Consider the following 26,548-nt stretch of genomic DNA (forward strand, 5'->3'; position numbering starts at 1 on the left):
CCTAGCCAGTCTTTCCCTTGGCCGCCGCGGGTTTTTTGGCGGGGCCCTTTTTCTTCGCGGCGGGTTTCTTCGCGGCCGCCTTTTTCGGCTTGGCCTTTTCGGCCTTGGTCGCGGGCGGTGCGGCTTCGGGCGTTGGCTCTTTCGCTACCGATTCCGCCACGCTTTCCTCGGGCTGCCCCAGCGTCCGCAGGAACATGTTGCGGACATCGCGGACGTGCGCATTGATTGTCCGCGGGCTCCATTTCGACGTGTCGACCGGCGGCAGGACGGTGACGCGCACCGTCGCGGGGCGCATCACAAACTCGTTCTTCGGCGCGACATCGGTCGCATTGTGGATCACGATCGGCACGATCGGCACCCCGGCCTGCATCGCGAGGTGGAACGCGCCCTTCTTGAACGGTTCGAGCTTCGGCGTCAGGCTGCGCGTGCCTTCGGGCGAGATACAGATCGACTTGCCTTCGACCTTGATCGCGTCGACCAGCGGCTCCATCGCCTTGATCGCGCTCTTGCCGTCGGCGCGGTCGACGAAGACGGTGCCGCCCCATTCCATCAGCTTGCCGAGGATGGGGATGTCCTTGATTTCTTTCTTGCCCACCCCGCCCATGTCGCGGCGGATGAGCTTGGCGAGGATCATCACATCCGCCTTGCTCTGGTGATTGAAGATGAAGACGCAGGGGCGCGAGGACCAGAGATTCTTCTCGTCCTCGACCTCCAGCTCGACGCCGGTGATCGCGGTCGCGAAGTCGCCGAACAGCCCGATCGAGAAATTCGCCGCCTCGCGCTGTGAACGCGTCAACGCCCAGATCGGCAGGCCTGCGGCGAAGGCGCCAACGAGCGAACCGGTCGCGTAGATGGTGCGCGTGTAATCGACCCACGACGGCGTGCCCCGGCTGCCGAAGCGCTGGACAGGCCAGCCATTTTCCTCGGCGATCGCTTTCAGTTTCAGGTTCGGGTTGAGCGGTCGCGGCTTGCCGACGCGCTCGAGCAGTTCGATGTCGTCGTCGCTGTCCGAATAGAAAAAGCTCTGGTCGAGATCGAGGCCATATTCCTCGGCGAGTTCCTCGGCCGCGAGCACCTTGCCCTCGCCAAAGCAGAGCGGCCGGATGATTTCGCCGGTGAAGACGCCATCCTCGATCTCGTAGGCCGAGCATTTGATGTCGGTGATGCCAAGGTCGCGCGCGGTCGGTTCGATCTGGTAGATCGTCGCCGACGAGATGATCGCGACGCGGTGACCCTTCGCCTGATGCGCCTCGATGATCGCGCGCGCCTCCGGGTAAATCTTGCGCGCGATGTGCTTCTTGTAGAGTTCCTCGCCGAATTCGATGAAGCTGTCCTCGTCGACGCCCTTCATGAATTTGGCGGCGCCCGACATCAGCCCCGAAAAACCGATGGTGCCAAGGCTATGCTGCGCGATGACCTGTGCGGTCTCGGCGATCTCCTCGACCGACATTTCGCGGCGCTGGAACTTCTCGCGCAGCATCGCGGTCGCCGAATAGCCCGAGATGATCGTTCCATCGAAATCGAAGAGCGCGGCGATATGCGGTCCGGGTTCGGACGCCAGGACTTCTTCCAAATGCGGCTGCGGTCTCGGCACGCACATCTCCCCACCAAGCGGCTATATTGCCGCCTTTCCCTGCACGATGGCAGTAAAGATGACGTTTATCAATGCGCCCAATTCGCCGTGCCGGTCAGGGCGCGAGCGCGGCCGCCTCGCGCGCCAGCGCTTCGATCCGCGCCGGATCGAGCGGCCCCGAGGGCACGACCCAGCTGCCCCCCACGCACAGCACCGGATCGAGCGCGAGCCATTCGCGCGCGGTGGCGGCGCTGATCCCGCCGGTCGGGCAGAAGTTGATCCCGCCGAACGGCCCCGCGAGCGCCTTCAGCGCGGGGATGCCGCCGCTCGTCGCGGCGGGGAAGAATTTGAAGCTGTCGAGCCCGATATCGAGACCCGCCATGATATTCGTCGCGTTGGCGACGCCGGGCAGGAAGGGAATGCCGCTCGTCACCGCGGCCTGCCCAAGGCTGTCGGTCAGACCGGGCGAGACGATGAACTCGGAGCCTGCATCGAGCGCATCCTTGAGCATCCGGGGATTGAGCACGGTGCCTGCGCCGACGACCGCGCCGGGCACGCTTTTCATCGCCCGGATCGCGTCGAGCGCGGCGGGGGTGCGCATCGTCACTTCGAGCACCTTGAGCCCGCCGGCGACGAGCGCCTCGGCCATCGGTACCGCATCCTCGACACGGTCGATGACGATCACCGGGATGACCGGCGCGAGGCGCATGATCTGCTCGATACCGCTGTCGGACATTCTCTACTCCATTCGAAATTTGGGTCGCCTGCCCGCGGGGCAAGCGGGTCGGGTTCAGATAACTGTTTCCATCGCAGCGAGGACCGCCGACCCGCCCTTTTCGGCTTCGTCGGCATGGTGGCGGAACAGCGCGAAGAGTTCGCGGCCGACGCCGACCGCGGGTGGCGGCGGAACCGCAGCGGTGCGCGCGGCCCAGATCGCGGGGTCGACGAGCGCGAGCACTTCGCCCTTGCGCGCGCAGACGCGGACGATGTCGCCATCGACGAGGAAGGCGAGCGGACCACTGACGCCGTCGGTGCCGGGCAAGGCCTCGGGCGACAGGTGGATCACTGCGGGCACCTTGCCGCTCGCGCCCGACATGCGGCCGTCGGTGAGTAGCGCGACGCGGAAGCCGCGATCCTGGAGCACACCCAATGCGGGCGTCAGCTTGTGGAGTTCGGGCATGCCGTTGGCGCGCGGCCCCTGAAAGCGCACGACGACGATGACGTCGCGTTCGAGTTCGCCCGCCTTGAACGCCGCGAGCACCGCATCCTGCGTGTCGAAGATCCGGCACGGTGCCTCGATCGTCCAGCGATCCTCGGCGACCGCGCTCGTCTTGATGATCGCGCGGCCGAGGTTGCCCGCGAGCAAACGCATCCCGCCGTCGGGAGAGAAAGGCGCGGCGACGGGGCGCAGCATCGCGTCGTCGCGGCTCGTTTCGGGCGCCGCCTGCCAGTGGAGCTCGTCGTCGACGAGCACCGGTTCCGACGCATAATCGGCCATCGTCCCGCCGACCGTCAGCACGTCGCCGTGGAGCAGCCCGGCACCCAGAAGTTCGCGCACGACATAACCGATGCCGCCCGCGGCATGGAAATTGTTCACGTCGCCCGCGCCGTTCGGATAGACGCGCGCAAGCAAAGGCACCGCGTGGCTCAGCTCGTCGAAATCCTGCCAGTCGATGATGATCCCCGCCGCCCGTGCAATGGCCGGCAAGTGGATCGCATGGTTCGTCGATCCGCCGGTGGCGAGCAGCCCGATCGCGGCGTTGACGATCGCCTTCTCGTCGATGCAGCGCGACAGCGGACGATAATCGTCGCCGTCCCAGCCGATCGCGGCGACGCGGTGCGCGGCCGCTCGCGTGAGTTCCTGCCGCAGCTTCGTGCCGGGGTTGGCAAAGGCGCTGCCGGGGACGTGCAGCCCCATCAGTTCCATCATCATCTGGTTGCTGTTCGCGGTGCCATAGAAGGTGCAGGTACCCGCGCCATGATAGGAGGCGGCTTCGGCCTCGAGCAGTTCGTCGCGGGTCGCCTTGCCTTCGGCATAAAGCTGGCGGACGCGCTGCTTTTCCTTGTTCGCGAGGCCCGAAGGCATCGGCCCCGCGGGGACGAGAATTTGCGGCAGGTGGCCGAAGCGCAGCGCGCCGATCAAGAGGCCGGGTACGATCTTGTCGCAAATGCCGAGGTGCAGTGCGCCCTCGAACATCGCGTGGCTGAGCGCGATCGCCGTGCCCTGCGCGATATTGTCGCGGCTGAACAATGACAGGTCCATGCCCGCCTGCCCCTGCGTCACCCCGTCGCACATCGCGGGGACGCCGCCCGCGACCTGCGCGGTCGCGCCGACTTCGCGCGCGAAGAGTTTGATCTGCTCGGGATAGCGGCCATAGGGCTGATGCGCCGAGAGCATATCGTTGTACGCGGTAACGATGCCGATGTTCATCGCGGCACCGGTGCGGATCACCGCCTTGTCGTCGCCTGCCGCCGCAAAGCCGTGCGCGAGATTGCCGCACGACAGGTTGCCGCGGTTGGTGCCGGCATCGCGCTGGCGCTCCATCAGGCCCAGATAGGCGGCGCGGCGCGGGGCGCTGCGTTCGATGATACGGCCGGTGACGGCTGCGATGGTGGGGTTCAGATCAGTCATATTGCTTCCTCGTCACCTCCGCGAAGGCGGGGCGACGTGTTTCTTCATCAGTCATGCCAGCTCGCTCCGTCGCGCTCGATCAGCGCGATGGCGCTCGACGGGCCCCAGCTTCCCGCCGTGTAATTCTGCGGCGCCATGTCGACCTCGGCCCACGCGTCGCGGATCGAATCGATCCACTGCCACTGCGCCTCGACCTCATCGCGGCGCACGAACAGCGTCTGGTCGCCCTCGATGAAATCGAGCAGCAGCCGTTCGTAAGCGATGCGCCGCCGCTCGCCGGCGAAGCTGTGCGAGAGCGAGACGTCCATCGTCACCTCTTTGAGCTTCACCCCGTCGCGGTCGAGCCCAGGCTGCTTCGCCATCACCTTGACCCGGATATTCTCCTCCGGCTGCAGGTTGATGATCATGCTGTTCGCATCGAGCTTGCCCGCGCCGACGCGCGCGAAGATGTTGTGCGGCACCGGCTTGAACTGGATCAGCACTTCGGACTTGCGCTCGGGCATCCGTTTGCCGGTGCGGAGGTAGAAGGGCACGCCCTTCCACCGCCAATTGTCGATATAGGCCTTCAATGCGACAAAGGTTTCGGTGTTCGACGGATTGCCGAGCTCGTCGGCGTAACCTGCCACCGCGCCGCCGTTCACCGCGCCGCTGGTATACTGGCCCTTGACGCTGTGCGCCTTCACATCCTCGGCAGTCATGCGGCGCAGCGAGCGCAGCAGCTTTACCTTTTCGTCGCGCACCGCGGTCGACGAGACGCTCGACGGCGGCTCCATCGCGATGATCGCGAGCAATTGCAGCATATGGTTCTGCACCATATCCTTCAGCGCGCCGACGCCGTCATAATAGGAGACGCGTCCCTCGAGCCCCACAGTTTCGGCGACGGTGATCTGGACATGGTCGATCGCCTGCGCATTCCACAGCGGCTCGAAGAGCATGTTGGCAAAGCGCAGCGCGAGCAGGTTCTGCACCGTTTCCTTGCCGAGATAATGGTCGATGCGGAAAACGCGGTCCTCGGCAAAGGCATCGCCGACCTGCGCGTTGACGTCCCGCGACGAGGCAAGGTCGTGGCCGATCGGTTTTTCCATCGCGATGCGGCATTCGGCGCATGCGATCCCGGCGGCTTTCAACCCTTGCGCGATCGGGCCGAACATCGACGGCGGGGTCGAGAGATAGACGCCGATCGGGCGCCGCATTCGTTCGCCGAGCAACGCCGCGAGATCGTCGTAACCCGCGCCGGCTCCGGCATCGATGGCGCAATAATCGATGCGGTCGAGGAACGCCGCGACCCCCGCGTCGTCGATGCGGTCGGCGGGCAGATGCTCGGCCAGCGCCGCGCGCACCTGCGACTGGAACGCCGCGCGGTCCATCGTCGACCGCCCCGACCCGATGATCGTCAGCGCGTCGGCGAGCAGCCCGTCGAGATGGAGATTGTAAAGCGAGGGAAAGAGCATGCGCTGCGCAAGGTCGCCCGTTGCGCCGAACAGCACCAGTGTTTCGACTTTCACGCTCACGCTCGTCCCCTTGGATATCCGCGGTCAGAAGTGGAGGATGCGCCGCGCGAATGCAACGCGCATACGTAAGCCGCATACGATGTCTTGCCATTGGCAAGCGTGGCCAACTTGGCTTAGGAAACCGCACGATGAACGACGCCCCGCCGCCCTATGATGTCATCGTCGTCGGCGGCGGCGTCAACGGCGCAGGGGTCGCACGCGACGCCGCCGGACGCGGCGCGCGGGTGCTGCTGCTCGAGGCGGGCGATCTGGCGCAAGGCACTTCGTCGAAGTCGACCAAGCTGATCCACGGCGGGCTGCGTTACCTCGAACATTATGAATTCGGCCTCGTGCGCGAGGCGCTGAAGGAACGCGAAATATTGTGGGGCATCGCGCCGCACATCATCCGCCCGCTGCGCTTCGTCCTGCCCTATCGCGACGGGCTGCGCCCGCGCTGGCTGCTGCGGCTCGGCCTCTTCCTCTATGACCATATCGGCGGGCGCAAGAAGCTGCCCGCGACGCGCTCGATCGACCTGAGGCGCCACAGCGCGGGCGCGCCGCTGCAACCGCAATATGTCCGCAGCTTCGAATATTCGGACGGCTGGGTCGACGACGCGCGGCTCGTCGCGCTCAACGCACGCGACGCCGCGGATCGCGGCGCGCGGGTCCGCACGCGCACGCACGCCGAAATGCTGCGCTGCGAGGACGGGCTGTGGACCGTCGATGCACGCGACGATCAGGGCCAGCATTATCGTTTCACCGGGCGCAGCGTCGTGAATGCGGCGGGACCGGCGGTGCTCGACCTGTTGAAGCGCGCCGATGCCGAACCCGATCACCGGATGCGGCTGGTGCGCGGATCGCATATCGTCGTGCGCAGGCTTTTCGAGCACGACTATGCCTATTTCTTCCAGCTTCCCGACGGCCGCATCTTCTTCGCCATCCCCTACGAACGCGATTTCACGCTGATCGGGACGACCGACCAGGATCATGACGGGCCGGCGAGCGAGGCGAAGGCGAGCGACGAAGAGATCGCCTATCTGTGCGAAGGCGCGAGCCTCTATTTCAGCACCCCCGTCACCCCCGCCGATGTCGTGTGGACCTATTCGGGCGTCCGGCCGCTGATCGAGGACGGGTCGGGAAAACCCGAGGCCGCGACGCGCGGATATCGCATCGACCTCGACATGGAAGAAGGGGCGCCCCTGCTCACCATCTATGGCGGCAAGATCACCAGCTACCGCCATGTCGCCGAGGCCGCGGTCGACGAGCTGGCGGACCATATCCCCGCGCTTTCGGGCAAGCACTGGACGGCGAAGGCGCCGCTGCCCGGCGGCGATTTCCCGGTCACCGGCGCCGCTGCGCTCAAGGCCGAATATAAGCTCGCCCACCCTTTCCTGACCGCCGCGACGGTCGACCGTATCGTCCAGGCCTATGGCACCGATGCGCGGCGCTGGCTGGGCGACGCGACCGGATGGGACGCGCTCGGCGGCGAAATCGCGCACGGGCTGAGCGTCGCCGAACTGCGCTGGATGGTGACGCACGAATGGGCGCGCCAACCCGACGACATCCTCTGGCGGCGAAGCAAGCTGGGGCTCCATTTCACCCCCGACGAGGCTGCCCGCCTCGCCGAACACATCGAGCGGCTGGTTGCCGAAGCGCGGCTGGCCGATCCGGAATTTTTCGAAGGCCGGATAAATAACTGACAAAGATTGTCAGGTAGGCCCCGTTAGACCGGTCTCCTACGCAAAGGAGACTAATGATGATCGACATGAATATGACGCGCCGCAGCGCGCTGGAGATCGCCCTCGCCGGCGGCGCCGCCGCACTGGCGGGATCGGCGGCGAACGCGGCAGGCCCGCCGGCCGCCGGCGGCGACTGGCAATTCCTCGTCGGCCGCTGGCACGTCCGACACCGCAAGCTTCGCGAGCGGCTCGTCGGCAGCAACGACTGGATGGAGTTCGACGGTAGCTGCGAAAACTGGCCGATCCTCGGCGGCGCGGCGAATGTCGACGACAATATCTTCCACACGCCGGACGAGACCTATCGCGGCGTTGGCCTCCGCGCCTATGATCCCGCGACAAGGCAATGGGCGATCTGGTGGCTCGATTCGCGCGCGACCGACCGGCTCGACGTGCCGGTGCGCGGGACGTTCGAGAGCGGCGTCGGCGCCTTCCTTGCCGAAGACAGCTGGAAGGGGACGCCGGTGACCGTGCGCTTCCGCTGGTCGGATATCACGCCGCGGTCGGCGAAATGGGAACAAGCCTTTTCGACCGACGGCGGTGCGACGTGGGAGGTCAATTGGGTGATGCACTTCACCCGCGCCTGACCAGGTCAGGCAGCGAGCGCCAGCGCATCGGCCCCGGCAGGGAAATGGGACCGGCCGCTCCGGTCGTGCACCGCCTGCCAAACCGCGGCCGCGACGTCGGCCTCGGTGGTGAACAGCGCGGGTTCGGCCATGCCGGCGAGAATCGGGGCGGCATAAGCCGCATAGGGTTCGGGCAGCACATCTTCGAGGCGGATGTCGGTGTTGCTCGCAAAGGCGGTCGTCGGACCATAGCCGGGTTCGACGAGCTTCACCGCGATGCCGAGCGGCGCGAGTTCGTGCGCGAGGCTGCCGGTGAAGCCCTGGATCGCGGTCTTGCTGCCCGTATAGGCGGCGGCCAACGGGAAGGAGGCCAGCGTTGCCGACGAAGTGACGTTGACGATCGTCCCCGAACCGCGCCGGCGCATCTGCGGGATTACCGCCTGCGTCATGGCGATCGTGCCGAGCGTATTGGTGGCATAAACGTCGCGGATCTTCTGCATCGGCGAATGTTCGAGCGCGCCGAACAGGCCGATACCGGCGTTGTTCACGAGGACATCGACCGGTCCGGCGCGTTCGAGCGCGAGCGCGATGCTGTCGGGGTCGGTGACGTCGAGCGAGAGGAGGTGGAGGCGGTCGGCAGGGGTCAAAGGTGCCGCGGCGGGATTGCGCATCGTGGCGATGACATTCCAGCCAAGCGCATGGAAGTGACGCGCGGTTTCAAGGCCATAACCCGACGAGCAGCCGGTGATGAGGATGGTTTTCATATATGTTCCTTTCTCGGGGTGATGAAAGGACGCTAGACGACGCCTTCCGGACTATCTATAATCTGAAATCCATATTTCATTCGAGATAGTCCATATGACCGATCCCTTGTCCGACCTGATCGCTCTGCTGCGCCCGCGGACGGTGTTTGCGAAAGCGATCAGCGGCGCCGGAGGCTGGGCGGTGCGCTATGGCGATTTCGGGCATCCGGGGTTCTGCACGGTGATCGAGGGAACCTGCCGCCTGTCAGTGGGCGGCGCCGATCCGGTGACGATCGAGGCGGGCGATTTCATCTTCCTGCCCGCGACGCCGGGCTTCACCATGGGCGGGTTCGAGCCCGCCGAGCCGGTCGAGATCGATCCGCACGCGGCGGCGGACCTGACCGGCGAAGTGCGTCACGGCCGGCAGGAGGGCGCGCCCGATGTGACGATGCTCGGCGGCTATTTCGTCTTTGAATCGCCCGACGCCGCGCTGCTGGTGTCGCAGCTTCCCGCGCTCATTCACCTCCGCGGTGCCGAGCGGCTGGCGACGCTGGTGCGGCTGGTGCGCGAGGAGGCGGGCGAAGAGCGGCCCGGATGCGACCTGATCCTGTCGCGGCTGGTCGAGGTGCTGATCGTCGAGGCGCTGCGATCGGTCGAGGGCGACGATGCACCGCCGGGACTACTGCGCGGCTTAAGCGATCCGCGGCTGGCGGCGGCAATCCGGCAGATCCACGGGGCGCCCGCGCGGCCATGGACGGTCGCGGCGCTCGCGAAGGAAGCGGCATTGTCGCGCTCGGCTTTCTTCGAGCGGTTCGCGCGCACCGTTGGCGTGCCGCCGATGGAATATCTGCAGGGCTGGCGGATGAGTATCGCCAAGGATCTGCTGCGCCGCCGCGCGGGCAAGCTCGACGAGATTGCGGCGCGCGTCGGCTATGGATCGGCGAGCGCGTTCAGCACCGCCTTCACCCGCCACGTCGGCCTGCCGCCGAAGCGCTTTGCGATGACCGCCTAATCCGCGCCGAACTGGTCGGCGAGCTTGGCGCGGCGGACCTTCCATGTTTCGGCGAGCACGGGCACGTCGCGGAGCGCGCGGAGGTCGGCGACGCGATCCTTCGCCTCGCCGCCGATGAGCAGGCCGAAGAGCGAGGCGAGCGGCCATTCGGGATACGGCCGGTCGACCAGCTCCAGATCGTCGCCCGCGCGCACGGTGCCGGGTTCGAGGACGCGGTAATACCAGCCCGAGCGCCGCGTCTTCACCACCCCCGCCATCACGCCCTTGGTTTCGAACCGATGGTCGAGCTTCCAGCACGGCTGGCGCGCCTGCGTCACTTCGACCAGCGCACTGCCGAGGCGGAAGCGGTCGCCGAGGAAGACGCTGTTTTCGTCGAGGCCGATGGTCGAGATATTCTCCCCGAACGCGCCCGCCGCATCGAGCAGCGGCGCGGCGCCGAGCTGGCCGCGCCACCAGTCATAATGGTCGGCGGGATAATGGTGGATCGCCTTGTCGATGCCGCCGTGAACGCTGCGGTCGGCCTGTTCGTCGCCGACGAGCCCCATCGCATCGACCGTGACCGCATCGGCGACCGGCAATTTGCCGATCGCGCTCGGCTCATCGCCGCGAAAGGGGCGCGCCTTGCCCGTCAGGACAGCGAGAATCGAGGTCTTCATGCCGCCGATTGCATAGGCCCGGCCGCGCAAATGGCAATCTTCAGGCTTCGGCTAGCACCGGAGACTTTTGTCCGCGTGTCGCGAGCACGATCGCCAAACCGCCAAGCGCCATTGCCGCCCCCGCGAACGAGACCGCCGGATAGCCGAGCCCGAGGCCGATCACCCCGCCCCCGACCGCAGCGCCGACGGCGTTGCCGAGATTGAAGGCTCCGATATTGACCGCCGAGGCCAGATTGGGCGCATCGGACGCCGCCTCCATCACGCGCATCTGGAGCGGCGGGACGATGGCAAAGGTCGCGACGCCCCACACGAAGATGGTGACCGCCGCCGCGAGCGGCTGAAACATCGCGCCCGCGAAGATGACGAGCGTCGCGGCGAGCCCGGCGAGCGAGACGATCAATGTGCGGTCGATCGACTTGTCGGCAAAGACGCCGCCGAGCCAGTTGCCGGCAGTGAGGCCGAGCCCGTAGATCACCAGCATCGCGGTCACGAACAGCGTCCCTGCGTGCGTCGCCTCGGTCAGGATCGGCGCGATGTAAGTGAAGACCGTGAACATCGCCGACGAGCCAATCGCGGTCAAAGCGAGCGCGATCAGCACCTCGCGGCGTTTCAGCACGCCGAGTTCGGCGAGCATGTTGCCGCCCGTATCGCGACCGATATCGGGCAGCGCGAAACGCAGCGCCGCCATGGTGATCAGGCCCCAGACGGCGATCGCGCCGAAGGCGGTACGCCAGCCGAAGGTTTCGCCGACCCAGGGCGCGAGCGGTACCCCGATGACATTGGCGAGCGTCAGCCCCATGAACATCGCCGCGACCGCGCTCGCACGCTTTTCGGGCGGAACGAGGCTCGCCGCGACGACCGAGCCGACACCGAAAAAGGCGCCGTGGTTCAGCGAGGTGATCACGCGCGCGACCATCAGCGTCGTGTAATCGCCCGCGATGGCGGAGAGGAAATTGCCGAGCGTGAAGATCGCCATCAGGCCGATCAGCAAAGTGCGGCGATTCATCCGCGCGGTGGTGAGCGTCATCAGCGGCGCACCGAGCATGACGCCGAGCGCATAGGCCGACACGAGCAGCCCGGCGGCGGGGATCGAAACCCCCAGCCCCTCGGCCATGTCGGGGAGCAGCCCCATCGGGGCAAATTCGGTGATGCCGATACCGAAGGCACCCGTCGCGAGCGCAAGGAGGGGAAAGTTGATTTTCATGTCGGTTCTTCCGATCAGACGAGCGGCGGATTGAGGCGCGCGAAGCCCGCCTGTTGCCGGTAGGGTGTATGCGGATAGGGCGGTAGGACGTCGCTCGCGGCGTCGAGCGCCGCGACCTGTTCGGCGGTCAGTTCCCAGCCGACCGCGCCGAGATTCTGCCGGAGCTGCTCCTCGTTGCGCGCGCCGATGATTACCGACGACACGGTGGGGCGCCGGAGCAGCCAGTTGATCGCGACCTGCGGCACCGTCTTGCCGGTTTCGGCAGCGACGGCCTCCAGCGCATCGATCACGCGGTAGAGCAGGTCCTCGGTCACCGGCGGCGCGAACTGTTCGGTCTCGTGCAGGCGGCTGCCCGCCGGAACCGGGCGGTCGCGGCCGATCTTGCCGGTGAGACGCCCCCAGCCGAGCGGGCTCCAGACGAGCGCGCCGATCCCCTGATCGGCGGCGAGCGGCATCAGGTCGGCTTCATAGGCACGCCCGATGAGCGAATAATAGACCTGATGCGCGACGAAGCGCGGCGTGCCGCGACGGTCGGCGGCCGCCTGTGCCTTCATGAGCTGCCAGCCGGGATAGTTGGAGACGCCGGCATAACGCAGCTTGCCCGCCGCGATCAGCGTGGCGAGCGTGTCCATCAATTCGTCGACCGGGGTCGAGGCGTCGAAGGCGTGGAGCTGGAGCAGGTCGATATGGTCGGTGCCGAGCCGCCGCAGCGAAGCCTCGACCGCGCCGATCAGCCGGCTGCGCGAGGCGCCCCAATCCTGCGGCCCGTCGCCCATCGGCAGCCCGGTCTTGGTCGAAATCAGCACCGCATCGCGGCGGCCCTTGATCGCCTCGCCCAAAATCGCCTCCGACGCGCCGTTCGAATAGACGTCGGCGCTGTCGAATAGCGTCACCCCGGCGTCGAGGCTGATGTCGATGAGACGCCGCGCTTCCGCCGCGTCGCTCGTGCCCCAGGCGCTGAACAAAGGCCCCTGCCCGCCGAAGGTGCCGGTTCCGAAGCTCAAAGCCGGGACACGGAGCCCCGACGATCCCAATTGACGATAGTCCATGATCCACCCTTTCGGTTGCGTTGGAAGCATAGATGGACTCCGTGCCCCAGCCGGAGTAGCGCCAGCACAGGCGAAGGATTTTTGAAATGAACGCAAAGATGGATGGCGGCGGCGATCGCGCGCGATCGATGGAAGTGTTCGCGGCGACGGTCGCGGAAGGCAGCTTTTCGGCGGCCGGGCGCTGCCTCGGACTGACCCCGTCGGCGGTCAGCCGCACGATCGACCGGATCGAGGCGCGGCTGGGCGTGCGGCTACTCCTGCGTTCAACCCGCGCTCTGACGCTCACCCCCGAGGGCGAGGCCTATCTGCGCGCGGCGCGGCGCATCCTCGCCGATCTGGGCGATGCCGAACAGGCGATCGCCGATCAGGGCGCGCCGCGAGGGCGGCTGCGCGTCAGCGCAGCGCAGGCGCACGGGCGGCTGACGATCGTGCCGCTAATCGGCGAGTTCGTCGCGCTCTATCCGCATATCCTCGTCGACATCAGCCTTGCCGACCGGCTCGTCGATATCGCGGCGGGGCAGGCCGACGTCGCGATCCGGTTCGGCCCGCTTGCCGACAGCCCGCTGACCGCGCGCAAGCTCGGCGAAAGCCGCCGCGTCATCGTCGCCTCCCCTGCCTATCTGACGGCGCACGGAACGCCGCGCACCCCTGAGGATCTGCACGATCATAACTGCCTCAACTTCAACTTCCGCCGCGCCGAGCCGGTGTGGCCGTTCCGCGACGGGACGCGCGACTATGCGCTGTCGGTGCAGGGCAACATCGAGGCGAACAATGGCGAGACGCTGGGACAGCTTGCCGCGGCGGGGGTCGGCATTGCGCGCGTCGGCGCCTTCAGCATCGCCGACCAGATAGATTCCGGAGCGTTGGTGCCGATCCTGGAGGATTATAACCCGGGCGACATCGAGGCGATCCACGCGGTATTCGCGGGCGGCGCGAACACCCCTGCGCGGGTGCGGGTGTTCGTCGATTTCCTTGTCGAGCGGTTGGGGCGTGGGGGGTGAGACAGCCGGGCACCGATGGTTTAGGGTGCGGCCATGACTAGGGAAATGATCGACCTTCCGGTCCGGCGACTGGGCCTTGGCGAAACGGGCGACGGCATGGGAATCCGCAGCGTGCCGATCGAGGCGCCGGTGTCGGTCGAAGTCGGCGGCATCGCTTATGCGGTAATGATGGCGACCCCCACCGACCTGGAGGATTATGCCTTCGGCTTTGCGTTGGGCGAGGGGCTGGTCGAGACGACGGGCCAGATCGGGCGCGTCGATGTGCAGGCGATCGAGGGCGGCTGGGCGCTGCGCATCTGGTTACCGCCCGAACGCAATGCGATCGCGCTCGAACGCGCGCGCAAGCGGGTGAGCGAGAGCAGCTGCGGCCTCTGCGGGATCGAGAATATCGAGGAGGTGCTGCGTCCCCTGCCCGCGGTCACCGCGCGTATCGCCACCGATCGGGATGCTATCGCGGCGGCACTGGCGGCGCTCGGCGCGCATCAGCCGCTCGGGCGCGCAACCGGCGCGGTGCATGCCGCGGCCTTCTGTTCGCCCGGCGGCGAAATCCGGCTGGTGCGCGAGGATGTCGGGCGGCACAATGCGCTCGACAAATTGATCGGCGCGCTGGCGCGTGCGGGGATCGACCCTACGACCGGCTTTGTCCTGCTGTCGGCGCGGTGCAGTTACGAACTGGTCGAAAAGACCGTGCGTGCGGGCTGTCCGATGCTCGTCACCATCTCGGCGCCCACGAGCCTTGCGGCGGAGCGCGCTGCGGCGGCGGGGCTGACGCTTGTCGCGCTGGCGCGGACGGACTCGGCGCTGGTGATCAGCGACCCGCACGGGATGATCGCATGAAGACGCTCGGCGCGGTGCTCGCGGGCGGGCGGTCGAGCCGCTTCGGGTCGGACAAGGCGCTCGCGATGCTCGATGGACGGACGCTGCTCGATCATGCGACGACAGCGCTCGGCCCGCATTGCGATGCGGTGATCGTGGTCGGGCGGGGCGAGATTGCCGACTGGCCGCGGCCCGGCATGGGGCCGCTCGGCGGGATTGCGGGGGCGCTGATCCATGCGGCGGAGCGAGGATATGATCGGTTGCTGACCGCACCGGTCGATTGCGTGCGCCTGCCCGATGATTTGCGGGCGCTGCTCGAACCCGCGCCGGCGTTTCTGGAAACGCAGCCGGTGATCGGGCTGTGGCCGGTTGGATCGATCAGCGACCTGCGGGCCATATTGGAGGACGGAAGCGACCTCGCTGTCCGGGCCTATGCCCGCCGGATCGGAGCCCGCGCTGTGGCGAGCGACTTCGTGCCGCCGAACGTCAACAGCGCCGCAGACCTCGACCGGCTGACGCGGCTATGACCCGCCGATGGCGTTCACGGTGAACGCCAAAATGCCCATGTTGAAGATAAACGCCGCCATGCAATGGCCGAGCACGACGCGGCGCATATGCGCGCCCGATATGGTGACGTCCGACGTCTGGAAGGTCATGCCGAGCGTGAAGGCGAAATAGAGAAAGTCCCAGTAACCGGGCTCGTGCACCCCCGGCACCTCGATCCCGCGCCGGTCGCGCCCGTCCTTCTGCAAATAATAGAGATGCGCATAGTGGAGCGTGAACACCATGTTCGCGAACAGCCAGGCGAACGCGAGCGTCGCGATGATCAATATGACGTCGCAGCGATCCAGCTTGGCCGGACTGGCGATCAGCGTCCCCACCGCAAATAGGATCACCAGCGACAGCAATACCGAAATCGCGAGCAGGCCGAGACGGTTCGCGTCATTGTCCGCGGCGCGGCGGCGCATCTGCACGGCGTCGGCACGCAGGAGCGGCGCGAGCGAGCAGAGAAAGACGAAGGCGGCGACGTCGAAACCGGAAAGAAACGCCGTGCGCGGATCGATTCCCGATGCCAGCATCGCTCCCGCCGCCGCGACCAGAACGAGCGGAAAGATCAGGAAACGCACGGGCGCGATATGCCTGCCGACGGCCATCGGCGGCGTCAAACCGCGGCCCCGACGACACGCACCGGGATCGACTTCGCCGCCGGACAGCCGCTCGTCTTGTCGTAGAAAGCGAGCGGCAGCAGCGGATTGAGTTCGGGATAATAGCCCGCGACCGAACCGCGTGACATCGGATAGTCGAGGATCGTGAGCCCGTCGACGCGCCGCGCAATGCCGTCGGCGCCGATCGTTTCGAGCGCGACCTTCGCCCCCGCCTCCAGCCCGCGCGCCGCAATGTCGTCGGCGTTCATGAACAGGATCATGCGGTCGTTATACACGCCGCGATAGCGGTCGTTGTAGCTGTAGATCGTCGTGTTGAACTGGTCGTGCGAGCGCACCGTGGCGAGGCGCAGCATGTCGGGATCGTCGACCGGCGCGTTGACCGCGAGCCCGGGGAGGACGAGGAAATTGGCCTTGCCGTTCGGGGTCGCCCAGGCGCGGCGGCGCGGCGGGATGTCGAGGTGGAAGCCGAGCGGCGCCTTGATGCGCTCGGCAAAGCCTTCGTAGAGCGCGGGATAGACCTCGGCGATCTTGTCGCGGATCAGACCGTAATCGTCGATGTAGCGCGCCCAGTCGACCTTGCTTTCGGGCAGTGTCGCCATCGCCATGCGGCAGACGATCTCGGTCTCGGGCAGCAGGTGCGGGCTCGCGGGGTCGAGCACGCCGCGCGAGGCGGTGACGTTCGACATCGAATCCTCGATCGTTACGAACTGTTCGCCCTTCGCGGTTTCGATGCGTTCGGAACGCGCGACGACCGGCAGGATCAGCGCATCCTTGCCGTGGACGAGATGGCCGCGATTGAGCTTGGTCGCGATGCCGACGGTCAGGTCGAGCTTTCGCATCGCGGCGTAGGAGCGATCGGTGTCGGGCACCGCGCGGACGAAATTGCCGCCGAGGCCAATGAAGACTTTCGCGGTACCCGCCAGCATCGCCTCGACCGATTCAACCGCATGATGCCCGTGGCCGCGCGGCGGTTCGAAACCGAAAACGTCGCGCACCCGGTCGAGATAGGCCTGTGTCGGCTTCTCGTCGATGCCGACGGTGCGGTCGCCCTGCACGTTCGAATGGCCGCGGATCGGCGAGATGCCCGCGCCCGGCTTGCCGTAATTGCCCTTGAGAAGCAGCAGGTTCGCGATCTGCTGGACGAGCTGCGATCCCTGCTGATGCTGGGTGACGCCCATGCCGTAGCAGATGATCGTCGCGTTCGAGCGGATGTAGATTTCGGCGCAGCGGCGGATCTGCGCCTCGTTGATCCCCGCCGCGGCGACGAGGTCGGCCCAGTTCTGTGCCTCGATATCGGCCTTCAGCGCGTCGAAACCCGACGTATGTTCGGCGATGAACGCATGGTCGAGTAGCAGCTCACCCGCCGCTTCGCGCTCGAACAGTACCTTCATCATGCCCTTGAGCAACGCGAGGTCACCGCCGACCTTGATATGCACGAACTCGCTGGTGATATCGGTCGAGCCGAAGGTCGCCATCTGGACGATGTCCTGCGGTTCGGTGAACTGGATCAGTGCGCGTTCGGGCATCGGGTTGACCGCGACGATCGGCACCCCGCGCTTTCGCGCCTCGACGAGCGGGGTCATCATCCGCGGCGCGTTGGTCCCGGCATTGTGCCCGATCAGGAAGATCGCCTCGGCATGTTCGAAATCGTCGAGGATCACCGTGCCCTTGCCGACCCCGATCGACGGCGGCAGCCCGCGGCTCGTCGGCTCGTGGCACATGTTCGAACAATCGGGAAAATTGTTCGTGCCATATTCGCGCACGAAGATCGAATAGAGGAACGCCGTCTCGTTCGCCGTGCGGCCCGAGGTGTAGAATTCGGCCTGGTCCGGGCTTTCGAGCGCACGCAGGTGCGTGCCGATCAGCGCGAAAGCGTCGTCCCAGCTCACCGGCACATAATGGTCGGTCGCGGCGTCGTAACGCATCGGCTCGGTCAGCCGCCCCTGCATTTCGAGCCAGTAGTCCGACTGCGCCATCAGGTCGGTGACGCTATGCTGCGCAAAAAATTCGCGCGTGACGCGGAACTTCGTCGCCTCGTGCGCGAGCGCCTTCGCCCCATTTTCACAGAATTCGAGCTTCTTGGTACAGGTCGCGTCGGGAAAGGCGCAGCTCGGGCATTTGAAGCCGCCCGGCTGGTTCATCGACAGGAGCGCGCGCGAACCCTTGGTGACGACGCTCTGTTCGAGCAGCACCTTCGCGGTCGCGGCGGCCGCCCCCCAGCCGCCCGCGGGGCTGTTGTAGGTCCGGTACCGGGGTTTGGTGTTCGCCATCGTGCTTCGGCTAGCTGACCTTTGCGGTCGGCATGAGCCATGCCGACCCTCTGCCGTTCAGCTTATACACAAAACCTTCGCCGCTGCGCAGCGCATTGCGCAGCCCCTTCACCAGCGGGCCGATCGACACGTTCAGTTCGGCCGAGAACATCAGCATATAATCGCCGTCGACGGTCAGTTCCTTGCTGCCGTCGAGCTCGACAATATCGATCTCCTCGACCGGGACCGGCGCCTCGACCGCAAAAACGCCCGCGCCCGCCATCTTCGGCTGCACAAGGCCGTTGCCGCCGAGCACCCCGGCCACCGTGTTGTGGCGGTGCGTGGTCAGCGCGATCCCCGACGAACAGGCGTAAAAGGCCTTGTCGTCGAGCAGCAGCGCGTCGCCGTCGATCGCACCGATGATGAAGTTGCGCCGTCCGGGCTCGGTCCAGATCGTCCCATGCCCCGAAAATTTCGTCGCAAAGGCCGATTCGCCCGTGCCCGCCGACGCGAGCGCGCGGCTCAGGAATCCGCGATCCTCATGCTGCTGGACGGTCGATTCGATCTTGCCGTGCATATATTGGAGTGCGCCGGGTTCGAGCAGGATCGCGCCGCCGGTCAGCGTGATGCAGAGCTGGAAGATGTCGGTGGCTTCGGCGATATAGTGGAAACCGCCTTCGGCGGTCGGGATGCCGCGGGTGACCAGCCGCTTTTCGACGAAGCGGTATTTTTCGATTCGCACCCCGACCGCCTCGACGCTTTCTTCCAGCCTGCGAAACTCGCTCATCCAAAAAACCCCTGTCCTGTTAGCTGAACGGCCTGTCACCTGAACGGATTATCGTCGTCCGAATAGCGTTCGTTGATGAATTGCATATTGTTGGTGAAGGCGTTGATGTCGTGCTGGGCAAGGTCGCGCAGCATCGCGTCGACGCGCTCCTGGAGCCGGTCGAGGCTCGCGCCGAGCAGGAAGCTCGCCGATTTCCCCGTCTTGCGAAAAATCTCGCCGCGGTGGCTGGCGGGGACGTCAATATAGCTCTGGACGAGCTGCGGCAGGTGGACGTCGCGCATCTGGCCGGTGTCGACCCGGCTGAAGCTCGGCACCTGCTCGCGCTCCATCGCCTTTTCGACCGCCTCGATCGATTCGAGGATATGGGCGATCTTGGCCTGCGCACTGTCGGGAATCCGGTCGTCCTTATAATCGAAGACCTTCGGTGGCGGCGGCGCGGCCGGCGGCGGCGCGGCGCGCTCATTCTCCTGCGCTGCCCCCTCCCCGCCGAAAAGGCGGCCGAGCCGTCGAAGCATGCTCATACCGTTCCTGTTCCCACCTCTTCCATGATCGCCGTTCCTTCCATAGCCTTGCACCGCGGGCTTTCCAAGGACGGCCGGACCTAAAGCGAACCGAGCGCCGACTGTTGCTGGCTGTCGAGCGCATCGACCGACGCTGTGACGTCGGCGATCGCCGACCGCAGCGCCGCGACCTGCTGCGACGCCTCGGCGCTGTCGAGCGCGATGCGTGCATTGCCGCGCGCCGATGCGCCGCTCGCGCTCTCGCCGAGCGCCGCCGCCGCGGTCGTTACCCCGCCGATGCGGTCGAGCACGATGCGCTGGTTGGCGAGCGTCTGCGCGGCGACGATGGCGGTCTGGAGCGCGGCGATCGTGGTCGCCGAAGCCCGGTCGATGCCCTTCACCAGCTCGAGATTGTTGGCGAGGACGATGCCGAGCATCGCATAGCTCTGCTGCGACACCGCCATCTGGGTGAGCAGGTCGCCGTGCCGCTGGCGCACCTCGAACAGCGCGGTCTCGCGGAGGCGCCGCGCCTTCGCCGGGTCGCTCGCGTCGAGTTGTCCCGCGAGCCGCTCGAAACGCTCGTCGAGGCTCGCGCACATGCCGATCGCCTCGGCAAGGCTCGCCAGCATCGGCCAGACCGCCTTGCGATAGGCGGTGACCGCAATATTGTCCCGAAGCAGCGTGTCGCGGCTCGTCGCCATCGTCGAAAGCGCGGTTTCGATTTCGCCCTCGGCGTCGCGATAGCGGTCGAAATAGCTCGCCAGCGCATCGCCGCGCGCGAACAGCCCGAGGAATTTGCGCGGTTTCAGCAGTTCATCGCCCGCGCCGGGGTTAAGCCGTTCGAGCACCGCGCGGAGGCGCGCGAGCTGCGCATGGACCGCCGACACCGCACCTTCGCGGCTGCCGCCGCGCGCCATCGCCAGCCGCGCCTGATCGGACAGCGCCCGCACCTCGTCGGCGCCGATCGTCGAAATCCGGCCCGCCATCCGGTCGAATTCGGGGCTTTGCGTGTCGATCGCGACGAAGGCGCCCGCATATTCGCGCGCGACCGCCTTGATCCGCGCGGCAGTCGCCTCGCTGAGCGCGAACTCGTCCGTTGCCGGTGCCGGGCCGCCCGATGCCGGCGGCTCGAGTTCCAGCCCGTTCATCGAAGCGGCCCTGCGATCATGCGACCTTGATGCCCGATTGCTGGTCGGGCCCGGCGACGCCGTGCGTCTGCGCGCGCTTGACGACCATCCCCGCCCAGGGGGCGTGCGTCGCGGGTTCGCACATGCTGCCGTTGCGTCCGAACACCGCGGGCGCCTCATGGCTCAATATCGCGCGCGCCTCGGCCATTTCTTGGACGTCGGGGCGATAGACCGAATGGATGATCGCGATCTGGTCGGGGTGGATCGCCGTCTTTGTCAGCAGGCCATGCTCGATGTCCTGCTCGACCTCGCGGCGCAGCACGTCGGGCGAGTTGAAATGCTCGAAGACCGGCGCCGCGACCGAAAAGCCGTTCGGGATGAAGGTGCCGGCGATGTCGCGAATGACGCTGCCGAGCGGCCCGTCATAGGCGGTGCGGTATCGCGACCGGCGGATGCCGAGCAGCCCGAGAATGTCGTTGCCGCCGATACGCACCGCCGACACGCGTTCGGCATAGGGTTTGAGCTGGTCGCAGAGGCGCGCGAGCGCCATCCGGTCGAACGCATCCTCGCCCTCGATCGTCGGCATGATCCGGTGATCCTCGTGCATCAGCGCGGTGAGCCACACCGGCAGCGACTGCGTCGTCACCTTGGGCAGCACGAAGCCGTCGATGCGATCGATTCCCTTCATCTTCAGGAGCTGCGGCAGCATCCGGAAATCGCGCGGCCGGACATAGACCGACAGCGTCGGCGCCTTGGCGACCAGCGCCTTGAGCAGCGCCGCCAGATCGTCGAGCGCGGCGTCGACCTGATCGTCGCGGACCGAATCCTCGAGGCACACGACCATCGAACGCAGATCGTCGATCGCCCCATAGGCCATGGTCCGCGCCGCGGGGTTTGTTGCCGGCACATAGAGGGTGGCGCCCAGCTCGACTGCGTTCATTGCTGGTCTCCTCCCAGATCCTTGATAATGGTCATCGCCCGATAGCTCCGCAAGTTTCTTTCCACGACCGGCACCCCCGCTTCGCTCGCCAGCAACTCGATATGCGCGATGTCGGGATCGCCGCGCCGCTGGACATAGACGCGGTCGGGAACGCGGCGCAGGATCGCGCGCGTCGCCTCGGCGATCCCCGGCTTGATGCGATTGCGATCGCTTACTCCGCATTCGGCCGCAATCCCGGCGATCGTTTCCTGCGCGGCGACGCGGATTTCGGCCGCGCTTGCCGCGGACCATGGCGCCGTCGTCGGCTGCCAGTCGCCCGCGCCGTCGATTGTGTCGATATAGGCGCGGCTGAGGTCGCTTGGCGCATGCTCGGTCATGGCAAGGCACGCATGGAAATCGTCGGGGCCGACAAGGGCGTCGCTCAGCACCGAGCGGCTGACGAGCCCCGAAACGATGCCGTTGAGGAGCCCGCCGGGAATGACATAATCGTCGAATGTCGCGGCGAGGTCGGCGCATCCGGCGGGGTCCGCAACGACCGCGAGGAACGGCGCGAAGCCGCTCGTCGCCGACGCGAGCGCCCGGTCGAGTTCGCCGCGGATCGCGCCTTTGCCGGTCCAGCCGTCGACGAACAGCGCATTCGCGGTACCGTGGCGGCGCGCGATATAGGCGAGCGCATTCTGGTCGATACCGCGGCCGCGGATGATGCTGACCGAATAATGCCAGGCCTCGATCCCGATCCGGCGCAGCGCACGCTTGAGCAGGATGCCGATCGGCGTCCCGGCGCGCGCGAGCGAGACGATGACGCAGCTTGAAGCTGTTTGCGGCCGCTCGGCGATCGCAAGCGCCAGCCGTTCGACATCGTGGCGGACGCGCGCCGCATTCGCTGCGAGCGCTGTTTCGTATAGGCGCAGATAGCGCGCGTCGGGCAGCGGCTCCGCCGACAGCATCTCCGAATAATGGCGCGCACCCGACTGGATCAGCCGTTCCTTTGCGGCGATGTCGGTCGGTTCGATCCGCGCCGGATTGAGCAGGAAGATGACATCGTCGGGGTCGTAGGAACCCGAGAAAGTCCAGTTGCCGTCACCGTCCCGCCATGGACCTTGCATGTGCGCCGCCGTCGCCATCAGTCGATCCAGCCGTTGCCAAGGACGATATGCGACCAGAGCTGCGTGCGCGTGGGCACCGCGGCGAAATCGCACAGATCCATGAAACCGACGTCGGACACGCTGTCGCCGATCCCGATGACCGGCTGGTCGGGCCGCGCGGCACGAATGCTGTCGATCATGTAGCGCACAGCGTGGCGCTTGCTGAGCCAAGGGGGCAGATAGGCGAGGTTGTTGCCGTTGCGATGGCAGCGCCAGCCGGTGGGCACCTGCCGCGCGAGTTCCTGTTCGAGCACCGCGAGTTCGTCCGCGTCATGCGCGTTGCTCTTGACGACGATATAGAGCGTCAGGCCGTTTTCCTCGACCGCCCAGTGGCGAAAGCGTTCGGTGCAAAGCGCATCGGTCAGCGCGCGATAAACCTCGCCGACCGGCGCGGCGCGGCGCGATTCGGCTTCGAGGCAGTCGTGCCATTCGCGATCGACCGCACCGTCCGCATCGAGGATGCAGCCGCCGTTCGAACAGATCGCGGGCGCCTGCCCGATCGTCACGCGCGCGAGCACGTCGCGGCCGCGCGCGGTCACCGGGATCACCGTCCCCGTTTCGAGCCAGCGCAGGAAATGCTGCTGCATCGGCGTCGCAAAGCCGCTGGGGCTGCCGTCGAGCAGGCTGCTCATCTGCCGCAGGCCCTGCTGACCCGGCGGGCATTTGGGCAAGGTCTGGAACAGCGTGTCGTCGAGGTCGGTGAGGATGACGGGATTCACCGGCTTTCCTCCGCCGCATAGCGGCACGCGACGACATCGACGGGCACCGACGATCCGAGCGCCGCCAGCGCGGCCCGTGCCTCCGCCTGCTGGTCTGCCGGCACTTCGGTGACGATGACCACGCGGTCGGGCGCATGGCCGAGCATATTGTAGAGGAAACAGGGCGCGCCGCTGCCATAGCTGTCGTGGAAGGTCGACTTGCTCGCCATCGCGCCGCCCAGCATTGCCGGGCTGCGCGTGATGCACTGGACCGCGGCGATGCCACCGTGACGTTCGATTTCCTCGGCGACGAGCAGGGCCTCATAGCTATGCTCGCCTTCGCCGAGTACGAGTATGCGTTCGTCCGGAGTGGCGGTGACCGCTGCACGCTGCGCGCTTTCAGGACGCAGCAGGCCGGTACGGCTGCTCATCCCCGCATCGGGCGCGGCGCCCGGCGCGTTGCTGCCCGCCGCCAGTTCGGCGGGCGGGGCCGACGCCGCCGCCGACCAGCGCATCCGGCCGCCGACGATCGCGCGCGCGGCCGCCGGACGCGGCATCGCGTCCAGATAGCTGCCATCGCTCCAGTCGGTGATGCAGCAGGTCTCGATCCGTTCGAGAAGCGGCATCGCATCGAGCAGCGCGCTTGCCGCGGCGACGAAGGTCGCGCCGGTCGAACATTCGTCGTCGACGATCACCAGCGACCGCGCATCGGCAACCTTTGCGCGGATCGCCGGATCGGCGATCTGGACGAGGTGCGAGGTCGCGTGGCTGTGCCCTTCCTCGAAGCGCGCGACGACCTCCGCGCCCGCCACGCGCTGCCGCGACGATTGCAGGTAGACGGCGTCGGCGTGCGGGTTTCGTGCCTGCCATGCGGCGAAACAGCCCTGCCCCAGCGCCGTCGCGGTTTCGGCCATGCCGAGGAACACGATCGGCCCGGGCAAATCGCTCCCCACCCGCGCAGCGAGCCCGTCCATCGTAGCGCGCATATCCGCGGGCCGCGCGGGCAAATGGCGGCCGAGCACGCGCGACACGATCAGGAAACCGCGGCGCGGGTTGGCGCGCGCCGCGACGTCGCAAAAGGCGTCGATATCGACGTCGCCGTCCACGAACAGGTCCAGCGTGCCGGTCGACAGTTCCACCGTCATGGCCGGCGCCGCGTGCGTAACGTGCATAAACTAACTCATGTCCAAGGGAGGATCGACGGACAGCGAACGGCGGGACGCTGCGCGGCGACGTCGATGTGTGCGAGCGCGCTTTTAGGCGCTGACGATTATGCTGACAACCGAATCACGCAACCGCTGCACGACGTTGCGCCGGTTGTTGTCGGTCGACATCGGCACCGGTGTTCCTTCGACTCCCGACGCCGCCAGCATCTCGTGAACGAGGCTGACCTTGATGCCGAAATTGACATTCTCGCTGATCGCCCCACGGTCACGCAGATTGCCGTGCGCGAGCGACGAGGAGGTGATCCCGACAAGGTTGCCATATTCGTCGAGGATCGCGCCGCCCGACGAGCCCGACCCGATCGGCGCGGTGAACTGGAAGCGGGCGACATCGCCCTCCCAGCCCTTCAGCCCCGACACATTGCCCGTCGACACCTTGAGGTCGGCGCCGAGCAGGTCCATCAGCGGATAGCCCGCGGCAAGCACGGCTTCGCCCAGCCAGATCGCCGCGCTGTTGCGCAGCGGCAGCGGGGTACCCTGCACCTCGCCCTGCAGGATCGCGAGGTCGTGCAGCGGATCGACCGCGAGCATCGTCAGCGCCTGCTTGCCGCGCCCGATCCGGAAATCGTTGCCGCCCTCGATGACATGGGCGTTGGTGACGACGATGCCGGGCGCGACGAGGACGCCGCTGCCCGAACCGAGCGAGGTTCCGGGCGGCGCGCTCCGGCGCTCGCCGCGTTCGCCGCCTTCCCAGCGTTCGCGGCCGCCGTCGGCCTGGCTGCGCCCCGGAATCGCGTCGACGCGGAAATTGCGCGCGCGCGCGAAAGCCTCGATGCCGAAGGTATAGCCTTCGTTGGCAACCTTCACCCGCCGTCCGCCGTCGCGCATATAGGCTTCGGCGATGATCACCGCCGCGAGCAGGTCGAACGGCTTGGGGAATTCATAGCTGGTGCCGCCGAAATCGACGGTGACCGGATAGCAATCGTTGACGAACCCGCCGGTCCGGTCGTCGGAGATATAGAGCAATATCTCGGCCTGTTCGCCGAGATCTGCCATCGTCGAAAGGCGCCATTCGCCGGCGGCGCTGCCGCGTTCGAGCGGCTGGAACTGCCCTTCGCGCGAGACCGCGACGACGGTGATGCGATCGGCGTTGCGCCCGCCGATCCGTATCGTGCAGGCATCGTCGTTGCCGATGGAAAGACGTTCGCCCGGCTGCGTGCTCTTCATCGTCATCCCCCCTCCGCCGTCATGCCGCGACCGGCTGGACAACGGTCGAAAATGCCACTTCGGTATCGATGACCGACCGGTCGACGGTGTCCGCCGACAGCCGTCCGGTAAGCAGCCCCGCCCAGTCGGCGACCAGCCGGCACCCGACCTGATCGGCGTAGACCACGCCGCCCGCTGGGCGCGCGTTGATTTCGAGCAGCTTCCAACTCCCGTCGACCGCGCGGCGGAACTGCGCATTGACAAGGCCGTGCAGCGCGAAGCGTTCGACGATCGCCGCGACGACGGGTTCGAGCGCGTGGCGCGTGACGATATGCTGGCGGCTCGTCCCGAGCTTGGTCCGCGCGGCATATTTCAACAACCGGCCTTCGTCGGCCAATATGTCGAACGAGATTTCGGGACCGGGGAGATAGGCCATCGCGACAATCTCGTCGATCGGTCCATTCTGTTCCTGCGCGCGCAGCGCCGCCAGATAGTGATCGGGGCGAATCCGGCGCCGCTCGGAATCCTGGAGATGCGCCATCGGCGACACGTCCATCAGGCGCCAGAAGCCGAGTCCGTTGACGCCCTGCCGCGGCTTGACGCACGGCCCGGCGTCTTCACCGCCATCGGCGTCGGGCCAGTCGGCGAGCAGCGCCGCAAGCGCGTCGCCCGTCGCCACCCGATAGGTCGGAAGATGATAATCCTCGCCCGCGAGCGCCGCCGCAAAGGCATATTTGTCGTCGAGCAGTTCGAGCGTCGGAACGTCCGCGGGCAGGTGAACGCGGCACGGCAGGTCGGCGGCGGCGATCAGCTTGCGCCGCCGGGTGGGGATGAAGATGTCGATCGCATGGCGGTCGATCGTCTCGCGCACCCAGTCCAGATAGGCATCGGGATCGCCCGCCGCATCATCCGCGCCGCCGTCGATCCATGTCGCGGTCGGCCCCGGATAATGCGCGCTCATCGGCGAAACGCTGACATAGACTTCGAGCGACGGATCGGCGCCGCGCATCAGCCCCGCGATCGGGGCGAGCGAGAATCCGCGATTGAACCAGATGCGCACCGGCTGCGTCACCGCCGAACGATCATGAC

General features: G+C 66.8%; 25 protein-coding genes. 6 read left to right on the top strand and 19 right to left on the bottom strand.

What is annotated here, in order from left to right; all coding sequences use genetic code 11:
• Position 1 precedes the first annotated feature (1 nt).
• The 4 genes from VGN62_RS04280 to zwf form a co-directional block, all read right to left on the bottom strand.
• A complete protein-coding gene (locus tag VGN62_RS04280) occupies positions 2-1,600 on the bottom strand; it encodes an HAD-IB family hydrolase (RefSeq protein WP_327451506.1) in 1,599 nt (532 codons plus the stop codon).
• An 88-nt stretch (positions 1,601-1,688) separates the two neighbouring features.
• On the bottom strand, positions 1,689-2,309 hold the full coding sequence (eda, locus tag VGN62_RS04285; RefSeq protein ID WP_327451507.1) for a bifunctional 4-hydroxy-2-oxoglutarate aldolase/2-dehydro-3-deoxy-phosphogluconate aldolase: 621 nt from the start codon (positions 2,307-2,309) through the stop codon (positions 1,689-1,691).
• Between the two features lie 54 nt (positions 2,310-2,363).
• Positions 2,364-4,205, bottom strand: a complete 1,842-nt coding sequence (gene edd / locus VGN62_RS04290) for a phosphogluconate dehydratase (protein ID WP_327451508.1) — start codon at positions 4,203-4,205, stop codon at positions 2,364-2,366.
• A gap of 47 nt (positions 4,206-4,252) precedes the next feature.
• Positions 4,253-5,656 carry a glucose-6-phosphate dehydrogenase gene (zwf, locus tag VGN62_RS04295; RefSeq protein WP_327451662.1) on the bottom strand — a complete coding sequence of 468 codons (1,404 nt, stop codon included), beginning with the start codon at positions 5,654-5,656 and terminating at the stop codon, positions 4,253-4,255.
• A gap of 188 nt (positions 5,657-5,844) precedes the next feature.
• Between zwf and glpD the strand changes: the two genes are divergently transcribed.
• Entirely contained in the window at positions 5,845-7,395 is a 1,551-nt protein-coding gene (gene glpD, locus VGN62_RS04300; protein ID WP_327451509.1) for a glycerol-3-phosphate dehydrogenase, read from the top strand.
• Positions 7,396-7,451: 56 nt separating this feature from the next.
• Positions 7,452-8,018 (top strand): DUF1579 domain-containing protein, encoded by a 567-nt coding sequence (locus VGN62_RS04305; protein ID WP_327451510.1) that lies wholly within the window; start codon positions 7,452-7,454, stop codon positions 8,016-8,018.
• Positions 8,019-8,023: 5 nt separating this feature from the next.
• Here VGN62_RS04305 and VGN62_RS04310 read toward each other — a convergent pair whose 3' ends face one another.
• The gene (locus VGN62_RS04310; RefSeq protein WP_327451511.1) at positions 8,024-8,761 is read right to left on the bottom strand and encodes an SDR family oxidoreductase; all 738 of its coding nucleotides are present in this window, start codon (positions 8,759-8,761) and stop codon (positions 8,024-8,026) included.
• Between the two features lie 94 nt (positions 8,762-8,855).
• Between VGN62_RS04310 and VGN62_RS04315 the strand changes: the two genes are divergently transcribed.
• Positions 8,856-9,752: an AraC family transcriptional regulator gene (locus VGN62_RS04315; protein ID WP_327451512.1), complete on the top strand. Its 897-nt coding sequence runs from the start codon at positions 8,856-8,858 to the stop codon at positions 9,750-9,752.
• Here the strand turns inward: VGN62_RS04315 and VGN62_RS04320 are convergent.
• The 3 genes from VGN62_RS04320 to VGN62_RS04330 are packed head-to-tail and all read right to left on the bottom strand — an operon-like array spanning position 9,749 to position 12,661.
• A complete protein-coding gene (locus VGN62_RS04320) occupies positions 9,749-10,408 on the bottom strand; it encodes an MOSC domain-containing protein (RefSeq protein ID WP_327451513.1) in 660 nt (219 codons plus the stop codon). The two genes, VGN62_RS04315 and VGN62_RS04320, sit on opposite strands and share 4 nt — an antisense overlap.
• Positions 10,409-10,448: 40 nt before the next feature.
• Positions 10,449-11,612, bottom strand: a complete 1,164-nt coding sequence (locus tag VGN62_RS04325; protein ID WP_327451514.1) for an MFS transporter — start codon at positions 11,610-11,612, stop codon at positions 10,449-10,451.
• A gap of 14 nt (positions 11,613-11,626) precedes the next feature.
• Entirely contained in the window at positions 11,627-12,661 is a 1,035-nt protein-coding gene (locus VGN62_RS04330) for an aldo/keto reductase (RefSeq protein WP_327451515.1), read from the bottom strand.
• Between the two features lie 86 nt (positions 12,662-12,747).
• Between VGN62_RS04330 and VGN62_RS04335 the strand changes: the two genes are divergently transcribed.
• From VGN62_RS04335 to mobA, 3 genes are read left to right on the top strand one after another with little or no spacing between them, the layout of a single operon-like run.
• Positions 12,748-13,662: a LysR family transcriptional regulator gene (locus VGN62_RS04335; protein ID WP_327451516.1), complete on the top strand. Its 915-nt coding sequence runs from the start codon at positions 12,748-12,750 to the stop codon at positions 13,660-13,662.
• Between the two features lie 33 nt (positions 13,663-13,695).
• The gene (fdhD, locus tag VGN62_RS04340; RefSeq protein WP_327451517.1) at positions 13,696-14,499 is read left to right on the top strand and encodes a formate dehydrogenase accessory sulfurtransferase FdhD; all 804 of its coding nucleotides are present in this window, start codon (positions 13,696-13,698) and stop codon (positions 14,497-14,499) included.
• A complete protein-coding gene (mobA, locus tag VGN62_RS04345; RefSeq protein WP_327451518.1) occupies positions 14,496-15,005 on the top strand; it encodes a molybdenum cofactor guanylyltransferase in 510 nt (169 codons plus the stop codon). Before fdhD ends, mobA begins: the two co-directional genes overlap by 4 nt.
• Here mobA and VGN62_RS04350 read toward each other — a convergent pair.
• From VGN62_RS04350 to VGN62_RS04400, 11 genes are all read right to left on the bottom strand, one after another.
• Complete coding sequence (locus VGN62_RS04350; RefSeq protein ID WP_327451519.1) at positions 15,000-15,632, bottom strand: DUF1345 domain-containing protein; 633 nt, start codon at positions 15,630-15,632, stop codon at positions 15,000-15,002. The genes mobA and VGN62_RS04350 overlap by 6 nt on opposite strands.
• A gap of 8 nt (positions 15,633-15,640) precedes the next feature.
• Positions 15,641-17,914: an FdhF/YdeP family oxidoreductase gene (locus tag VGN62_RS04355; protein WP_327451520.1), complete on the bottom strand. Its 2,274-nt coding sequence runs from the start codon at positions 17,912-17,914 to the stop codon at positions 15,641-15,643.
• A 10-nt stretch (positions 17,915-17,924) separates the two neighbouring features.
• Entirely contained in the window at positions 17,925-18,680 is a 756-nt protein-coding gene (locus VGN62_RS04360) for an AIM24 family protein (RefSeq protein ID WP_327451521.1), read from the bottom strand.
• 35 nt (positions 18,681-18,715) lie between these two features.
• Positions 18,716-19,201, bottom strand: coding sequence for a hypothetical protein (locus VGN62_RS04365; protein ID WP_327451522.1), 486 nt, complete (start codon positions 19,199-19,201; stop codon positions 18,716-18,718).
• Positions 19,202-19,281: 80 nt separating this feature from the next.
• The gene (locus VGN62_RS04370; protein ID WP_327451523.1) at positions 19,282-20,328 is read right to left on the bottom strand and encodes a toxic anion resistance protein; all 1,047 of its coding nucleotides are present in this window, start codon (positions 20,326-20,328) and stop codon (positions 19,282-19,284) included.
• A 16-nt stretch (positions 20,329-20,344) separates the two neighbouring features.
• The gene (locus VGN62_RS04375) at positions 20,345-21,247 is read right to left on the bottom strand and encodes an HpcH/HpaI aldolase/citrate lyase family protein (RefSeq protein ID WP_327451524.1); all 903 of its coding nucleotides are present in this window, start codon (positions 21,245-21,247) and stop codon (positions 20,345-20,347) included.
• A complete protein-coding gene (locus VGN62_RS04380) occupies positions 21,244-22,353 on the bottom strand; it encodes a cysteine protease StiP family protein (protein ID WP_327451525.1) in 1,110 nt (369 codons plus the stop codon). Before VGN62_RS04380 ends, VGN62_RS04375 begins: the two co-directional genes overlap by 4 nt.
• Positions 22,354-22,370: 17 nt before the next feature.
• A complete protein-coding gene (locus VGN62_RS04385) occupies positions 22,371-23,111 on the bottom strand; it encodes a sucrose-6-phosphate hydrolase (protein ID WP_327451526.1) in 741 nt (246 codons plus the stop codon).
• Positions 23,108-24,235 (bottom strand): phosphoribosyltransferase domain-containing protein, encoded by a 1,128-nt coding sequence (locus VGN62_RS04390; protein WP_327451527.1) that lies wholly within the window; start codon positions 24,233-24,235, stop codon positions 23,108-23,110. The genes VGN62_RS04385 and VGN62_RS04390 overlap by 4 nt, the downstream gene beginning before the upstream one ends.
• A 111-nt stretch (positions 24,236-24,346) precedes the next feature.
• Positions 24,347-25,480: a serine protease gene (locus VGN62_RS04395; protein ID WP_327451528.1), complete on the bottom strand. Its 1,134-nt coding sequence runs from the start codon at positions 25,478-25,480 to the stop codon at positions 24,347-24,349.
• 19 nt (positions 25,481-25,499) lie between these two features.
• Positions 25,500-26,531, bottom strand: a complete 1,032-nt coding sequence (locus tag VGN62_RS04400) for an ATP-grasp domain-containing protein (RefSeq protein WP_327451529.1) — start codon at positions 26,529-26,531, stop codon at positions 25,500-25,502.
• Between the last annotated feature and the right edge of the window lie 17 nt (positions 26,532-26,548).

This window comes from Sphingopyxis sp., assembly GCF_035998905.1.
Classification (GTDB): domain Bacteria; phylum Pseudomonadota; class Alphaproteobacteria; order Sphingomonadales; family Sphingomonadaceae; genus Sphingopyxis.

Coding starts and splice junctions, on each gene's coding strand:
- VGN62_RS04325 (WP_327451514.1), bottom strand. CDS start 11,612: ATGAAAATCAACTTTCCCCTCCTTGCGCTCGCGACGGGTGCCTTCGGT.
- VGN62_RS04390 (WP_327451527.1), bottom strand. CDS start 24,235: ATGACGGTGGAACTGTCGACCGGCACGCTGGACCTGTTCGTGGACGGC.
- VGN62_RS04330 (WP_327451515.1), bottom strand. CDS start 12,661: ATGGACTATCGTCAATTGGGATCGTCGGGGCTCCGTGTCCCGGCTTTG.
- VGN62_RS04315 (WP_327451512.1), top strand. CDS start 8,856: ATGACCGATCCCTTGTCCGACCTGATCGCTCTGCTGCGCCCGCGGACG.
- edd (WP_327451508.1), bottom strand. CDS start 4,205: ATGACTGATCTGAACCCCACCATCGCAGCCGTCACCGGCCGTATCATC.
- VGN62_RS04375 (WP_327451524.1), bottom strand. CDS start 21,247: ATGAACGCAGTCGAGCTGGGCGCCACCCTCTATGTGCCGGCAACAAAC.
- mobA (WP_327451518.1), top strand. CDS start 14,496: ATGAAGACGCTCGGCGCGGTGCTCGCGGGCGGGCGGTCGAGCCGCTTC.
- VGN62_RS04365 (WP_327451522.1), bottom strand. CDS start 19,201: ATGAGCATGCTTCGACGGCTCGGCCGCCTTTTCGGCGGGGAGGGGGCA.
- VGN62_RS04280 (WP_327451506.1), bottom strand. CDS start 1,600: ATGTGCGTGCCGAGACCGCAGCCGCATTTGGAAGAAGTCCTGGCGTCC.
- VGN62_RS04310 (WP_327451511.1), bottom strand. CDS start 8,761: ATGAAAACCATCCTCATCACCGGCTGCTCGTCGGGTTATGGCCTTGAA.
- VGN62_RS04320 (WP_327451513.1), bottom strand. CDS start 10,408: ATGAAGACCTCGATTCTCGCTGTCCTGACGGGCAAGGCGCGCCCCTTT.
- VGN62_RS04370 (WP_327451523.1), bottom strand. CDS start 20,328: ATGAACGGGCTGGAACTCGAGCCGCCGGCATCGGGCGGCCCGGCACCG.
- glpD (WP_327451509.1), top strand. CDS start 5,845: ATGAACGACGCCCCGCCGCCCTATGATGTCATCGTCGTCGGCGGCGGC.
- VGN62_RS04350 (WP_327451519.1), bottom strand. CDS start 15,632: ATGGCCGTCGGCAGGCATATCGCGCCCGTGCGTTTCCTGATCTTTCCG.
- zwf (WP_327451662.1), bottom strand. CDS start 5,656: ATGCTCTTTCCCTCGCTTTACAATCTCCATCTCGACGGGCTGCTCGCC.
- fdhD (WP_327451517.1), top strand. CDS start 13,696: ATGACTAGGGAAATGATCGACCTTCCGGTCCGGCGACTGGGCCTTGGC.
- VGN62_RS04360 (WP_327451521.1), bottom strand. CDS start 18,680: ATGAGCGAGTTTCGCAGGCTGGAAGAAAGCGTCGAGGCGGTCGGGGTG.
- eda (WP_327451507.1), bottom strand. CDS start 2,309: ATGTCCGACAGCGGTATCGAGCAGATCATGCGCCTCGCGCCGGTCATC.
- VGN62_RS04305 (WP_327451510.1), top strand. CDS start 7,452: ATGATCGACATGAATATGACGCGCCGCAGCGCGCTGGAGATCGCCCTC.
- VGN62_RS04355 (WP_327451520.1), bottom strand. CDS start 17,914: ATGGCGAACACCAAACCCCGGTACCGGACCTACAACAGCCCCGCGGGC.
- VGN62_RS04395 (WP_327451528.1), bottom strand. CDS start 25,480: ATGAAGAGCACGCAGCCGGGCGAACGTCTTTCCATCGGCAACGACGAT.
- VGN62_RS04380 (WP_327451525.1), bottom strand. CDS start 22,353: ATGCAAGGTCCATGGCGGGACGGTGACGGCAACTGGACTTTCTCGGGT.
- VGN62_RS04335 (WP_327451516.1), top strand. CDS start 12,748: ATGAACGCAAAGATGGATGGCGGCGGCGATCGCGCGCGATCGATGGAA.